Origin of the sequence: Sphingomonas kaistensis (assembly GCF_036884275.1) — a bacterium.
In the GTDB taxonomy this organism is placed as follows: Bacteria; Pseudomonadota; Alphaproteobacteria; order Sphingomonadales; family Sphingomonadaceae; genus Sphingomicrobium; species Sphingomicrobium kaistense_A.
Genome location: NZ_CP145607.1, coordinates 2,208,311 through 2,221,988 on the forward strand (window position 1 = coordinate 2,208,311; position 13,678 = coordinate 2,221,988).

Here is a 13,678-nt window from a genome sequence, read left to right on the forward strand (position 1 = left end):
AAAACCGCCTTCGGACTACCTTCCGTTTGACCGTGGCAGCGCCTACATGACCCCCATGCTGGAAGACCCGACCCCCAAGCGCCTGCGCTGGCGCGCGCATCATCGTGGGACCAAGGAAGCCGACCGGATGATCGGCGGGTTCTTCGATGCGCATCACCAGCAGTGGAATGCGCAGGAGATGGCCCTGTTCGAAGCGTTATTAGAAGAGCAGGACGTCGACATCATGGCTTGGGCGATCGGAACCCAGACGGTGCCGGAGCGCTTCCAAGGCGCGATGATGACCGCCATGCAGCGCCTCGACTATTTGCCCATCGACCGGTGAGCGACCTCCAGCGCATCCTCAAGGCGTCGGAGCCGCTGACGCTGGCGTCGGTTCCGGCTGGCTTTCTGCCGTGGCTGACGGCCGATCTGGCACGCGCCGTCAAAGGCCGCGCGGTGGTGATCGCGTCGGACGAAACCGCGATGCGCGCCTTGGCCGACAATGCGCCCGCGTTCGCGCCCGAGATTGAGGTGCTGACCTTTCCGGCGTGGGACTGCCTGCCGTACGACCGCGCTTCCCCTGCCTTGCGGGTCATGGCCGAGCGGCTGGCGACGCTGAACCGATTGCAGGAAAAGGCCGACAAGCCGCAGCTTCTCGTCACCACCGCCAACGCCGCGACCCAGCGCACGCTGACGCCGTTCCGCATCCGCCAACTCACCCGCCGCTTGGCGCCGGGCGAGCGGATCGAACGCGACAAGCTCATTACCCTACTCACCGCCAATGGCTACCATCGCACCGACAGCGTGTCGGACGCGGGCGAGTTTGCGGTGCGCGGCGGTCTGCTCGACTTGTATCCCTCCGGCCTGCCGCACGCGATCCGGCTCGATTTCTTCGGTGACGAGATCGAGACGATACGCGCCTTCGACCCCGCCGACCAGCGCACCATCGGCGCGGCCGAGCCCTTCACCCTGATGCCGGCGAGCGAGGCGTTGCTCGACCAAGACAGCATCAAGCGCTTTCGCGCGCGGTATCGCGAGCAGTTCGGGGCCAACGCCACCGGTGACCCGCTCTACCAGGCGGTCAGCGACGGGCGGCGGCTGGCGGGGATGGAGCATTGGCTTCCGCTGTTCGAGGAGCGACTGGAGACCTTGTTCGACCATCTCGCGCCGGGCGACATCGTGCTGCGCGACGGCGGCGTCGATGGCGCGATCGCGTCGCGGCGTGAAGCGATCCAAGATTATTTCTCCAATCGCGAGCGGGCGATGGTGGCCGAACCTGGTAGCTATCGCCCACTGGCGCCGAGCGCGCTCTACCTGTCGACCAAGGAATGGGATGGCCTCGTCGCCGACCGCCCCGTCCACCTCGCGACCGCCTTTCCCGAGCCTGATTCCGACCGGGTCATCGACTTCGGCGTGAGTGGCGCGCGCGACTTCGCGCCCGAGCGGGCGCAGAACGAAAATATCTACGAAGCCGTCGTTACCCACGTCGACAAGCTATGGAGAAAAGGTCAGAAAGTCGTTCTGGCCAGCTACACCACGGGCGCCCGCGAACGATTGGCGGGATTGCTCAAGGATCATGGCCTTACCGGCCAGAAGATGGTCGGCGATTGGCAGGAAGCGCTGGGCGCGCAGAATGTCACTGCATTGCTGGTGCTGCCGCTCGATCATGGGTTCACTACGCCCGACGTCGCGGTGCTGACCGAGCAGGATATGCTCGGCGACCGGCTGGTGCGGCGGCGCAAGCGCAAGAAGAGCGCCGATGCGTTCCTGTCGGAACTGGCGACGCTGACGCCCGGCGATCTCGTGGTCCATGCCGAGCATGGCATCGGTCGTTACGAGGGGCTGACGCAGGTCCAGGTCGGCCGCGCGCCGCACGATTGCGTCGCGCTGGAATATGCCGGCGGCAACAAGCTCTACGTGCCGGTCGAGAATATCGACGTCCTGTCGCGCTATGGCAGCGGCGAGGACGGGGTCGCGCTCGACCGCCTCGGCGGCGAAGCCTGGCAGCGCCGCAAGGCGCGGATGAAGGAGCGGATCCGCGAGATTGCGGGCGAGCTCATCAAGACCGCCGCTTTGCGGGCGATGCGGCAGGGTGTGGTGGCCGAGCCGGACAGCGCCTACCCCGCCATGGTCGACCGCTTCCCCTACGAAGAAACCGACGACCAGAACCGCGCCATCGGCGATGTTCTGGAGGACCTCGGCGCCGGTCGGCCGATGGACCGGCTAGTCTGCGGCGACGTCGGGTTCGGTAAAACCGAAGTGGCTCTTCGGGCAGCGTTCGTGGCGGCGATGGCCGGCTATCAGGTGGCGGTGGTGTGCCCCACCACCCTGCTCGCCCGCCAGCATTATTCCAATTTCGTCGAGCGGATGAAGGGCTTCCCGATTGAGGTCGGGCGCCTGAGCCGGCTGGTTGCTTCCAACGAGGCGAAGCGGACCAAGGAATTGCTTGAGGAAGGGCAGATCGACATCGTCGTCGGCACCCACGCCATCCTCGCAAAGGGTGTGAAGTTCAAGAAGCTCGGCCTTGTAATCGTTGATGAAGAACAGCGCTTCGGGGTGACGCACAAGGAGCGGTTGAAGAGCCTTAAGGCGGACGTTCACGTCCTAACGCTGACCGCGACGCCCATCCCGCGCACGTTGCAAATGGCCATGTCGGGCCTTCGCGAACTCAGCGTCATCCAGACCCCGCCGGTCGATCGCCTTGCGGTCAGGACCTACGTTACCCCGTGGGACCCGGTCGTCATCCGCGAGGCGCTGCTGCGCGAGCATTATCGCGGCGGGCAAAGCTATTTCGTGGTGCCGCGCATTTCCGACCTTCCCGACATCGAGGAATGGCTGCGCGAAGAAGTGCCCGAGGTGAAGCCGATCGTCGCCCACGGCCAGCTCGCCCCAACCGAGGTCGAGGAGCGAATGAGTGCCTTCTACGACCGCAAATATGACGTGCTGCTGTCGACCACCATCGTCGAAAGCGGGCTCGACATTCCGAGCGCCAATACGCTGATCGTCCACCGGGCCGAGCGGTTCGGCCTGGCGCAGCTTTACCAGCTTCGCGGGCGGGTGGGCCGATCGAAGACCCGCGCCTACGCCTACATGACCACCCCGCCCGACCGGCAGATCACCGAGACCGCGGAGAAGCGCCTCACGGTGCTGTCCAATCTCGACAGCCTTGGCGCGGGTTTCCAGCTTGCCAGCCACGATCTCGACATTCGCGGCGCGGGCAATTTGCTTGGCGACGAGCAGTCGGGACACATCAAGGAAGTCGGGTTCGAACTCTACCAGTCGATGCTGGAGGACGCGATCCTCGACATGAAGGCGGGCGGACAGCGCGAGGACAAGCCGGACGAATTCAGCCCGCAAATCAACGTCGAAGCGCCGATCATGATCTCGGACGATTATGTCCCGGATCTCGACCTTCGCATGGGCCTCTATCGCCGCTTGGGCGAGCTGGAGAGCCCGCGCGAGGTCGAAGAATTCGCCGCCGAGATGATCGACCGCTTCGGCAAGCTGCCCGAGGAAACGAGCAACCTGCTTCAGGTGGTCGAGACCAAGATCCACTGCCGCGCCGCCGGCATCGCCAAGCTAGACGCAGGTTTGCGCGGGGCGGTGGTTACGTTCGCGCCGTCGGGCTTCCCTGACGTCAAAGGTCTGTTCGACTATATCGCCCGGCTGAAAGGCACGGCGAAGCTTCGGCCCGATCAAAAGCTGGTCGTCAGCCGCGACTGGGCGAGCCCGGCACAGCGCCTGAACGGTGCGCTGCAGTTGAGTCGTGGTCTTGCGCGAGTGGTCGCAGCGAGCAAGCGGGAGAAGGTTGCGGCCTGAGCTTAGGCGAGGAACGCGGCGAGCTCGTCCTCGGCCATCGCCTTGGCGCCGAGAAAGCCTTGGTAGTAATCGCAATTCCAGGCCTTGAGCAGCGCTAGCTGATCGGGATCCTCGACCCCTTCGACCAGCACTTGCAGTTCGAGTTCGCGCGCCAAGGCGATCAGCGCCTTGACCACGATCTGCGCGCGGCGCCCGCCGACGAGATCGAGGATCAGGCCGCGGTCGATCTTGATCATGTCGAGCGGCAGAGTCGTCAGCCACGCGAGGCTGGCATAGCCGGTGCCGAAATCGTCCACCGCGATCCGCACGCCCGCGGCGCGGAGGCAGGCGAGTCGCGCCGCCGCGGCGACCGGATCGGCGATCAGGCTCGATTCGGTGATTTCGGCTGTCACCTGCTCGGCGCGCAGGCCAGCGGCCTCGATTTCATTGAGCAGCCAGCGCTCGTATCCGGGGCGCGCCAAGTCTTCGGGCAGGAGATTGAGTGACAGTCGCAGGCGCGCCATCGGGCCCGTCCACTTGCCCATTGCCCGCAACGCCTTGCGCTGCACCGCGCGGGACAGTCGTTCGCCGAGCGCAGCGGCGGCGGCCCGGGCGAACATCGTGTCTGGCGTCATGCCGCCAGGATCGCGGGCGAGCGCCTCGACCCCGATCACGTCGCCGGTGGCGACACTGATCTGGGGCTGGAACGCAAGCGTCACCTTGTCCTCGGCGAGCAAGGCTTCAAGCGCGAGATCGGTTCTTTCCGGCAGGAGAGACAGGGGCTGATCGCTGGCACGGCGAGCGGGGATGACGGCGGGGGAGGCAATGGGTGGAACCATGGCGGCGCTCCTAGGGCATGGCGGGGACCAGCGCATCGCCCTCACCTGTTGCTGCATCATAATGGAACGGTGGCGGCGACGCACCTCCCCCGCTATGCTTTGCGCCATTGCGGTGCGGAAAAACAGGGATTCAAAGGTTTGAGCGCTGAACTTCCGCAGGGCCAGCCGGTCCGCCAAGACCTGACGCAAGCCGGGATCGCTCTCGTCGCCAGCAGAGGCGAAGCGGCTCAGGCCGCCGCCGCGATGCTTCGCCGTCGCTACACCTTCGCCCCGGAGAACGACGCCAGGATCCTGGTGGCGCTCGGTGGCGACGGGTTCATGCTGCACACCCTCCACCAGATGCTCGACGGCGGCGAAGCGCGGCCGGTGTTCGGAATGAACCGCGGCACCGTTGGCTTTCTGATGAACGAATGGCAGCTCGATTGCCTCGCCGAGCGGGTGGAGAACGCCAAGGCAGTCCGCATCGCCCCGCTCACCATGCGCGCCCGCACCGTTCACGGGGACGAGTGGACCCACGCCGCGATCAACGAAGTGTCCTTGCTGCGTGAAACGCGCCAAGCGGCCAAGATCGAGGTGGTGGTCAACGGTCGCGTCGTCCTGCCCGAACTCGTCGCCGACGGCGTGCTGGTGGCGACGCCCGCTGGATCGACCGCGTATAATTTTTCTGCCCGCGGGCCGATCCTGCCGTTGTCGGCGCCTCTCCTCGCGCTGACCCCGATTGCGCCCTTCCGTCCGCGGCGCTGGGCGGGAGCGCTGTTGCCTGACGAAACCCGCATCTCTTTTCGGGTGATGGAGCCCACGGATCGGCTGGTTTCCGCGGTTGCCGATCAGTTCGAGGTGCGTGACGTCGAGGAAGTCGAGATCGAACTCGATCATGAGAGATCGCTGACCCTGCTGTTCGATCCCGATCAGGCGCTCGACGAACGGATCGCCGCCGAGCAATTTGCCACGTGAAGTGTCGTTCTTGAGGCTTGCCAAGCCCCGCCGCCTGCGCCATAGGCCCGCTCGCCCAAGCATCGTTCCCCGATAGCTCAGCGGTAGAGTAGGTGACTGTTAATCACTTGGTCGTTGGTTCGAATCCAACTCGGGGAGCCATCTCGCATCGATGAATATGTTCTGCCACGGTCGGTACCGTGGTAGATGGACGCGTTCGGCAGCGGAGTCGCGTCTCTTGGGCACCAGTGACAGGCCTCAACGGTTCGAAAGCGAGCATGGCGGTATGGATGCCGCGTACCTTGCCAGTGCCTTTAAGCGGCACATGCAGACGCTCATGTCGCGCTTCGCGCACCGTCCCGACGATCTGCATCGCGAAGTGGCTGCACTCGTCGCTGACTACGAACAGGCCGTGAGAAAGATCAGGGCAACGTTCGAAGAGCATCAGGCCGCCCGGTTCGGAAAGCACCCGAGAGTCTCGAAACGTCCGTATCGAGAGCGTTTGGTGCCCCGCCCACGGCGTCCCGGCGACAAAAAGCGGCCAGATGCCGGCGGGGTAACGGTGAAGCCGGACAAACCGCTCATTTTGTCGGGCGGTGCCGCGGCAGCCTTGGAGTTCGAGTGACCGATTGATCCCTGCCCTTGCCTGAACCGTATGTTGTTTTCAGTTCACGCAACTTCGCCGTGATCGCGGGTGTTTTTCTCTCATCCAGTCGGGAAGCCGATGTTGTTGGAGAGAGTAGATGAAGCCCCTTCTTCTTGCCGCCGGTGCGGTCGCGCTGACCAGCCCGCTGACCCTCGCGGCCCCTGCCGAGGCACAGAACCGCAATTACAACCAGCAGGTTCGCGACTGTAACCGCGACCTGCGCCGCGCCGACAGCCGTGCCGAGTATCGTCGGGAGCTTCGCCAGTGCCAGCGCGATCTGCAGCGCGCCCAGCGCCAGGATGCCCGCGATTGGCGCCGTTACAGCGCTTACGACTATAATCGCTATGAGCCGGGGCAGCGCCAATATTACGCCGACCGCTATTACCGCGACGGCCGCTATTACAGCCAGCGCCGGCTCGGCTATAACGACCGCATCTATCGCGGGCAGAACGGCAGCTATTATTGCCGCCGCAACGACGGCACGACCGGCCTGATCGTGGGTGCCGGCATCGGTGCTCTGCTCGGTAATCAGATCAACATCGGCGGTTCGACCACGCTTCGGACTATCGCCGGCGGAGCGATCGGCGCGGCGCTGGGTCAGGCCATCACTCGCGGCGACGTCCGCTGTAACTAAGGGCTGATGGCTTACCAAGGAGGGCCGGTGTCCGCACCGGCCCTTTTTGTTTGCCTGCCTTGCGCCTGGAGGCCTTCGCCCGCATTGCCGAGGACGAAGGAGACGACCTATGCGAGCGCACGTCGAGCGGCATCTGGTGCAACGGATCGGCTGGCTTCGCGCCGCGGTGCTCGGCGCCAACGACGGCATCGTCTCGACCGCCAGCCTGATCGTCGGGGTCGCCGCCGCCGCTTCCGGAAAGGCGGAAGTGATGCTTGCCGGTGCAGCGGGCCTGGTCGCCGGCGCGATGTCGATGGCGGCGGGCGAATATGTCTCGGTCAGCTCGCAGTCCGATACCGAGCAGGCCGACCTCGCCCGCGAGCGCGCCGAACTAGAGCAATCGCCCGAACTGGAACATCAGGAATTGTCGCGCCTCTATCAGGAGCGCGGAGTATCGGACGCCACCGCCGATGAGGTCGCACGGCAACTGATGGCCAAGGACGCGCTCGGCACCCATGCCCGCGAAGAACTCGGCATCAGCCACGTCAGTACTGCGCGTCCGGTGCAGGCCGCGCTGACGTCGGCGGCGACGTTTACCGCGGGCGCCGCCATGCCGTTGCTGGTCGCGTTCTTCGCCCCGGTCGGTCAGACCATGATCGTCGCCGTGACGGTTGCGTCCCTGCTGTTCCTGGCGTTGCTCGGCGCCATCGGTGCCAGAAGCGGCGGCGCGCCGGTCGGCAAGGCGACCTTCCGGGTCTTCTTCTGGGGTGCACTGGCGATGGCGATCACCGCCGGCATCGGCAAATTGGTCGGGACCGCGGTCTAGTCGATTGCCGCCATCAAGGTCGCATTGCCGCCTGCCGCAGTGGTGTCGATGCAGGTCACCCGTTCGGTCGCGAAGCGCGCGACGTAATGCGGGCCGCCGGCCTTGGGACCGGTCCCCGACAGCCCCTCGCCCCCAAACGGCTGGCTTTCCACCACCGCGCCGATCTGGTTGCGGTTGATGTAGAGATTGCCGACCCGCGCCTTGGCAGCGACCTGCTCGGCCACCGTGTCGATGCGGCTCTGAAGCCCGAGGGTCAGGCCGAAGCCGGTGGCGTTGATCTGGTCGATCACCTTGTCGAGCTCGCCCGATTGCCAGCGAATGACGTGCAGCACCGGGCCGAAATGCTCGTCCTTGAGGCTGGCGAGGCTGGGCAGCTCGGCGATCACCGGGGCGACGAAGCTGCCGTTATTGGGTGGCAAACGCAGTTCGGCCACCACCTTCCCTGCGGCCCGAAGCTCGGCGACATGCGCGTCGAGCGAAGCCTTGGCGTCGGCGTCGATGACCGGGCCGACATCGGTGGTCGGCAGCCGCGGATCGCCGATCGACAGCGCTTCCATCGCGCCGCGGATCATCGTCAGCATGGTGTCGGCGACGTCTTCCTGCACGAACAGGACGCGCAGCGCCGAGCAACGCTGGCCGGCCGACTGGAAGGCCGAGGCGACCACGTCGCGCGTCACCTGCTCGGGCAACGCCGAGCTGTCGACGATCATCGCATTCTGGCCGCCGGTTTCGGCGATCAGCGGCACGATCGGGCCTTCTCGTTCCGCTAGGCTGCGGTTGATCGCCCGGGCGACGGCAGTCGAGCCAGTGAAGGCGACGCCCGAGGTTAGGCGGTGCGACACCAGAGCCGCCCCGATCTTGCCGTCGCCGACCGCGATCTGGACGACGTCGGCGGGAATGCCGGCTTCGTGCATCAGGCGGACCGCCAGCGCGCCGATCAGCGGGGTCTGCTCGGCCGGCTTGGCGATGGCGCTGTTGCCGGCGGCCAGCGCGGCGGCGACCGGGCCAGTGAAGATGGCGAGCGGAAAATTCCACGGGCTGATGCAGGTCCATACGCCGCGCCCGTGGTGGCGAAGCTCGTTCAGCTCACCGGTCGGTCCGGGCAGCTGCACCGGCGTCGCAAGCCGGCGCGCTTCGGCGGCATAATAGCGTAGGAAGTCGACTGCCTCGCGCACTTCGAGCACAGCGTCTGGCAGCGACTTGCCGGCCTCGCGGATGCACAGCGAGTAGAAGTCTTCGCGGTGCGCTTCGAACAGGTCGGCGGTGCGGTCGAGCAGGCGCGCACGGGCTTCGCCGCCGATTGCATCCCACGCCGCCTGCGCGGCGGCGGCGCGAGAGAGCATGGCGTCGAGGTCGGCGGGGCTGGTCTCGACGACCTCTCCGACCACCTGTGCGCGATCGAAGGGCGAGCGGATTTCGATGCGCTCGCCGTTGCCCTCCCCGCCCGTCCAGCGCTTGCGCTCGAGATCGGCCAGGCGGCGAAGTAGGGGTTCGCGCACCGAGATGTCGGTCAGATCGCAGCCCGCGCTGTTGCGGCGCGCGGTGCCGAACATCTCGCCCGGAAGGGGAATCACGGGGTTGCGGCGGGGGCTCATCGCGTCGAGCTGCGACACCGGATCACGGATCAAATCATCGACCCCGACCTCGGCATCGGCGATGCGGTTCACGAACGAGCTGTTAGCGCCGTTCTCGAGCAGGCGGCGGACGAGATAGGCGAGCAGTTCCTTGTGGCTTCCCACTGGGGCGTAGATGCGAACCGGCGTCTGCGGCTGCCCCAACTCGCGCTCGAGCTTGACCAGGCCCTCGAACAGCTCCTCGCCCATGCCGTGCAGGCGCTGGAATTCGAACGGGGTCGTTCCCGCCAACGCCTTGATCGCGCCGATGGTGGTCGCATTGTGCGTGGCGAAGGCGGAATAGATGCAATCGGGCGCGCCGAGCAGCACCTTAGCACAGGCAAGATACGACACGTCGGTCGCGACTTTGCGGGTAAAGACCGGATAATCTTCATAGCCGCCGACTTGCGCGACCTTGATCTCGCTGTCCCAATAGGCGCCCTTGACCAGCCGGATCATCAGCTTGCGGCGGTGCGCGCGGGCGAGCTCGACCACCCATTCGGCCACCGGGCGCGCGCGCTTGGCATAAGCCTGAAGCGCCATGCCGAGGCCGGTCCAGCCATTCGCGAACAGCGCGTCGTCGGCGACCAAAGCTTCGAGACAGTCCATCTGCAATTCGAGCCGGTCGGATTCTTCCGCGTCGATGGTCAGGTGGACGTTGGCGGCGCTGGCGGCAGCGGCGAGCTCGCGCAGCACCGGCATGATGTAGGCCTTGGCTTCGTCGGCATGCAGCGCTTCGTAACGCGGGTGCAGCGCCGACAATTTGACCGAGATGCCGGGCGAGCGGATCACGCCCTCCCCTGCTTCGCGCGCGATGCGGCGGATCGCCCCGCGATAGGCGTCGGCATAGCGATCCGCGTCGGCCAAGGTGCGGGCCGCTTCGCCCAGCATGTCGAAGCTGTGACTAAGCCCCTTCTTCCGTTCGGGCGCGGCACGTTGCAGCGCTTCGTCGATGGTGCGGCCGAACACGAACTGCCCGCCGAGGATTTTCATCGCCTGTCCGACCGCCGTGCGGATGACCGGCTCGCCAAGGCGCCCGACCGCGCGGCCCAGCGCCGCGCTCCAGGTGCCGCGCTCATTGTGCCCGGCGTCGAGCACCTTGCCGGTGAGCAGCAAAGAAAAGGTCGCGGCGTTGACGAAGGGCGAGTGGCTGTCGCCGAGCTTTTCGTTCCAGTCGGGACCGGACAATTTGTCGCGGATCAGTTCGTCGGCGGTGCGCGCATCGGGGATACGCAGTAGCGCCTCGGCAAGGCACATCAGCGCCACGCCTTCTTCCGAGCCGAGGTCGTAGGCGTGCAAGAACGCGTCGAGCCCGGCGGGTTTGGCGCCCCGGACGTGACCGACGAGATTGCGCGCAATCGCCTCAGCTTCGCGGAACTGCGCCGGGTCGAGACGAGCCTGATCGAGGCGTTCGGCGACGACCTTTTCCTCGTCGCGGCGGATGTCCCGGCGCACGGCCGTGCGGTCGAGGATGGCGGCGACTGGCGGATTATACGCGTTCATCAAAGGGCACTCGTCGTTGCGAGCGCTGCGAAGCAATCCATCGCCGCGCCCTGGATTGCCCTTCGACGACGCCTGCGGCGGCGCTCAGGACAGACTACGTCGCTACGCTCCTCGAACAGACGAGGAAAGGGCTGTCTTTGCCCTTACGCAAGCTGCCCGTGGCAATGCTTGAACTTCTTGCCCGAACCGCACGGGCACGGCGCATTGCGGCTGATCGGCTCGGCCAGCGAGCCCTCGGGAAGATCGGGCTGCGGGATGTTGGTACCGGGGCCAAAGCCACTGACCAGCCCGCGCGCCGCCGCATCGAGATCGGCGGTATCGTCAAGACCCGAGAGCGGGTCGAGATGCTGGGTCAGGAAGGCCGGCAGCTCGGGCAGCGGCGGCGGCTCCATCGCGATCTGTGCGCGCATCAGGGTCTTGGTGACGTCCTCGCGGATAGCGACCAGCAGCCGCTCGAACAGGGCAAAGGCTTCCGACTTATATTCGTCGATCGGCTTTTTCTGGGCGTAGGATCGCAGGTGGATGACCTGGCGCAGCGCGTCGAGCGTCGCCAGATGCTCCTTCCAGTGGTGGTCGAGGGTCTGGATGAGGACGGTCTTTTCGACCTCCTGCCAGCGGTCAGGCTCGACCTCGCTGGTCTTGGTGATCATCGCTTCATCGGCAAGCCCGCCGATACGCTCGATCAGCAGATCCTGGTCGACGCCGTCTTCCTTGAACCACTCGTCGATCGGCGGCTGCAGGCCGAGCACTTCGTCCAGGCTCTCCTTGAGCCCATCGAGGTCCCATTGCTCGGGGTAGGTGCCCGGCGGGCAATGCGCCGTGACCAGCGAAGCGACGGTATCGGCGCGCATGTCGGTGACCACGTCGGACACATGCTCGGCGTCCATGATCTCGGCGCGCTGCTCGTAGATGACCTTGCGCTGGTCGTTCATCACGTCGTCGAATTCGACGACCTGCTTGCGGATGTCGTAGTTGCGCGCCTCGACCTTCTTCTGCGCGGTCTCGATCGCCTTGGATATCCACGGGGAGACGATCGCTTCGCCATCCTCGAGGTTCTTTTCCATCAGCCGGGCAAAGGCGGTCTGCGGGCCGAAGATGCGCAGCAGATCGTCGTCGAGGCTGAGATAGAAGCGCGACAGACCCGGATCGCCCTGGCGGCCGGAGCGGCCACGAAGCTGGTTGTCGATGCGGCGGCTTTCGTGGCGCTCAGTGCCGAGCACGAATAGCCCGCCCACTTCGCGCACGCGTTCGCGCTCGGCCTGCACCTCGTCGCGGATCCTGGCGATCGCGGCCTCGCGCTCCGGGCCTTCGGGCATGTCCTTAAGTTCGTCCTCGACCCGGAACTCGACGTTGCCGCCAAGCTGGATGTCCGTGCCGCGACCGGCCATGTTGGTGGCGATGGTGACCTTGCCGATCCGGCCCGCCTGCGCGACGATGTGCGCTTCGCTCTCGTGGAAGCGGGCATTAAGGACGGCGTGCTCGACGCCTTCCTTGTTGAGATATTCGCTGAGAAGCTCGGACTTTTCGATCGACACGGTACCGACGAGAACGGGCTGACCAAGCTCCTGCTTTTCCTTCAAAGACTTGGCAATTGCCGCAAACTTGTCGTTGATATTCTTGTAGAATTCATCCTCCTCATCGACCCGGCTGACCGCCTTGTGAGTCGGAATGGTGACGACGTTCATCTTGTAGATGTCGAAGAATTCGGGCGCTTCGGTGAGCGCGGTTCCGGTCATGCCCGAGAGCTTGGGATACATGCGGAAATAATTCTGGAAGGTGATCGAGGCGAGCGTCTGGTTCTCGGGCTCGATCTGCACGCCCTCCTTGGCCTCGACCGCCTGGTGAAGGCCGTCCGACCAGCGCCGGCCATCCATCATGCGGCCAGTGAATTCGTCGATGATGACGACCTTGCCGTCCTTGACGATGTAATCGATGTCGCGGCGGAACATGGTGTTCGCCTTGAGCGCCTGGTTGAGGTGGTGGACCACCTGCGTATTGGCGATGTCGTAAAGGTTGGCGCCTTCGATCAGGCCCGCTTCCTCGAGCAGGCGCTCGGCCTTTTCGGTGCCATCTTCGGTCAGGACGACGCTGCGCTGCTTTTCGTCCTTCTCGTAATCGCCTTCGCCAAGCTGCTTCACCAGCGCGTCGACCGAGATGTAAAGCTCGCTTTTGTCGTCGGTCGGCCCCGAGATAATAAGCGGAGTGCGGGCTTCGTCGATCAGGATCGAGTCCACCTCGTCGACGATGGCATGATTGAACGGCCGCTGGACCATCTGGTCGCGGCTGAACTTCATGTTGTCGCGCAGGTAATCAAAGCCGAGCTCGTTGTTGGTCGCATAAGTGATGTCGGCATCGTAAGCCGCGCGCCGCTCGTCCTCATTGAGATTGGGGACGATGACGCCCACGGTCAGGCCGAGGAAATTGTGGACCTGCCCCATCCATTCCGCGTCGCGGCGGGCGAGGTAATCGTTGACGGTGACGACGTGAACGCCCTTGCCCGGAAGCGCGTTCAAATAGGTCGCAAGCGTCGCGACCAGGGTCTTGCCCTCGCCGGTGCGCATTTCGGCGATCTCGCCGCGGTGAAGCGCGATGCCGCCAATCATCTGCACGTCGTAATGCCGCTGGCCGAGCGTCCGCTTGGCCGCTTCGCGCACGGTCGCAAAGGCTTCGGGCAGCAGGTCGTCGAGGCTCGCGCCATTGTCGAGCCGCTGACGGAAAATCGCCGTCTTATTCTTGAGCTCGTCGTCAGTCAGCGCCGAGATGGTCGGCTCATGCGCGTTGATCGCCTCCACGATGCGGCGGAGCTTGGCGACATAACGGTCGTTGCTCGAGCCGAAGAGCGACTTGGCGAACGATTGCAGCATGAAACATCCTTAAGGGCGCAGGGCAACAACAAACGCGCCCGCGCACGAGCGTTTTCTAGTGCCG

Annotated in this window: 9 protein-coding genes and 1 tRNA gene; 7 read left to right on the top strand and 3 right to left on the bottom strand. The window is 65.3% G+C overall.

Features of this window, described 5'->3' with window-relative positions; genetic code table 11:
- Nucleotides 1–55: 55 nt before the first annotated feature.
- Together V6R86_RS10795 and mfd are read left to right on the top strand one after the other, a co-directional pair.
- Nucleotides 56–322 (top strand): succinate dehydrogenase assembly factor 2, encoded by a 267-nt coding sequence (locus tag V6R86_RS10795; RefSeq protein WP_338505473.1) that lies wholly within the window; start codon nt 56–58, stop codon nt 320–322.
- Nucleotides 319–3,798 carry a transcription-repair coupling factor gene (mfd, locus tag V6R86_RS10800; RefSeq protein ID WP_338504461.1) on the top strand — a complete coding sequence of 1,160 codons (3,480 nt, stop codon included), beginning with the start codon at nt 319–321 and terminating at the stop codon, nt 3,796–3,798. The genes V6R86_RS10795 and mfd overlap by 4 nt, the downstream gene beginning before the upstream one ends.
- Nucleotides 3,799–3,800: 2 nt before the next feature.
- On the opposite strand, the gene V6R86_RS10805 is transcribed toward mfd, so the two are convergent.
- The gene (locus V6R86_RS10805) at nt 3,801–4,616 is read right to left on the bottom strand and encodes an EAL domain-containing protein (RefSeq protein WP_338504463.1); all 816 of its coding nucleotides are present in this window, start codon (nt 4,614–4,616) and stop codon (nt 3,801–3,803) included.
- A 138-nt stretch (nt 4,617–4,754) separates the two neighbouring features.
- Here V6R86_RS10805 and V6R86_RS10810 point away from each other — a divergent pair, with 138 nt between their 5' ends.
- The 5 genes from V6R86_RS10810 (at nt 4,755) to V6R86_RS10830 (ending at nt 7,634) form a co-directional block, all read left to right on the top strand.
- Nucleotides 4,755–5,570, top strand: a complete 816-nt coding sequence (locus V6R86_RS10810; protein ID WP_338504464.1) for an NAD kinase — start codon at nt 4,755–4,757, stop codon at nt 5,568–5,570.
- A gap of 66 nt (nt 5,571–5,636) precedes the next feature.
- Nucleotides 5,637–5,711: transfer RNA gene (locus V6R86_RS10815), tRNA-Asn, on the top strand.
- 163 nt (nt 5,712–5,874) lie between these two features.
- A complete protein-coding gene (locus V6R86_RS10820; RefSeq protein ID WP_338504466.1) occupies nt 5,875–6,174 on the top strand; it encodes a hypothetical protein in 300 nt (99 codons plus the stop codon).
- Nucleotides 6,175–6,292: 118 nt separating this feature from the next.
- Nucleotides 6,293–6,829, top strand: a complete 537-nt coding sequence (locus V6R86_RS10825; protein ID WP_338504468.1) for a hypothetical protein — start codon at nt 6,293–6,295, stop codon at nt 6,827–6,829.
- 109 nt (nt 6,830–6,938) lie between these two features.
- Entirely contained in the window at nt 6,939–7,634 is a 696-nt protein-coding gene (locus V6R86_RS10830) for a VIT family protein (protein WP_338504470.1), read from the top strand.
- Here the strand turns inward: V6R86_RS10830 and putA are convergent.
- Both putA and secA read right to left on the bottom strand, forming a co-directional pair.
- Nucleotides 7,631–10,750: a bifunctional proline dehydrogenase/L-glutamate gamma-semialdehyde dehydrogenase PutA gene (gene putA, locus V6R86_RS10835; RefSeq protein ID WP_338504471.1), complete on the bottom strand. Its 3,120-nt coding sequence runs from the start codon at nt 10,748–10,750 to the stop codon at nt 7,631–7,633. The genes V6R86_RS10830 and putA overlap by 4 nt on opposite strands.
- 143 nt (nt 10,751–10,893) lie before the next feature.
- Nucleotides 10,894–13,614, bottom strand: a complete 2,721-nt coding sequence (gene secA, locus V6R86_RS10840) for a preprotein translocase subunit SecA (RefSeq protein ID WP_338504473.1) — start codon at nt 13,612–13,614, stop codon at nt 10,894–10,896.
- Nucleotides 13,615–13,678 lie beyond the last annotated feature (64 nt).

Excerpts from the sequence above, each read along its gene's own strand:
- V6R86_RS10795 (WP_338505473.1), top strand. The coding sequence starts at position 56 with ATGCTGGAAGACCCGACCCCCAAGCGCCTGCGCTGGCGCGCGCATCAT.
- V6R86_RS10805 (WP_338504463.1), bottom strand. The coding sequence starts at position 4,616 with ATGGTTCCACCCATTGCCTCCCCCGCCGTCATCCCCGCTCGCCGTGCC.
- V6R86_RS10820 (WP_338504466.1), top strand. The coding sequence starts at position 5,875 with ATGCAGACGCTCATGTCGCGCTTCGCGCACCGTCCCGACGATCTGCAT.
- V6R86_RS10825 (WP_338504468.1), top strand. The coding sequence starts at position 6,293 with ATGAAGCCCCTTCTTCTTGCCGCCGGTGCGGTCGCGCTGACCAGCCCG.
- V6R86_RS10830 (WP_338504470.1), top strand. The coding sequence starts at position 6,939 with ATGCGAGCGCACGTCGAGCGGCATCTGGTGCAACGGATCGGCTGGCTT.
- putA (WP_338504471.1), bottom strand. The coding sequence starts at position 10,750 with ATGAACGCGTATAATCCGCCAGTCGCCGCCATCCTCGACCGCACGGCC.
- secA (WP_338504473.1), bottom strand. The coding sequence starts at position 13,614 with ATGCTGCAATCGTTCGCCAAGTCGCTCTTCGGCTCGAGCAACGACCGT.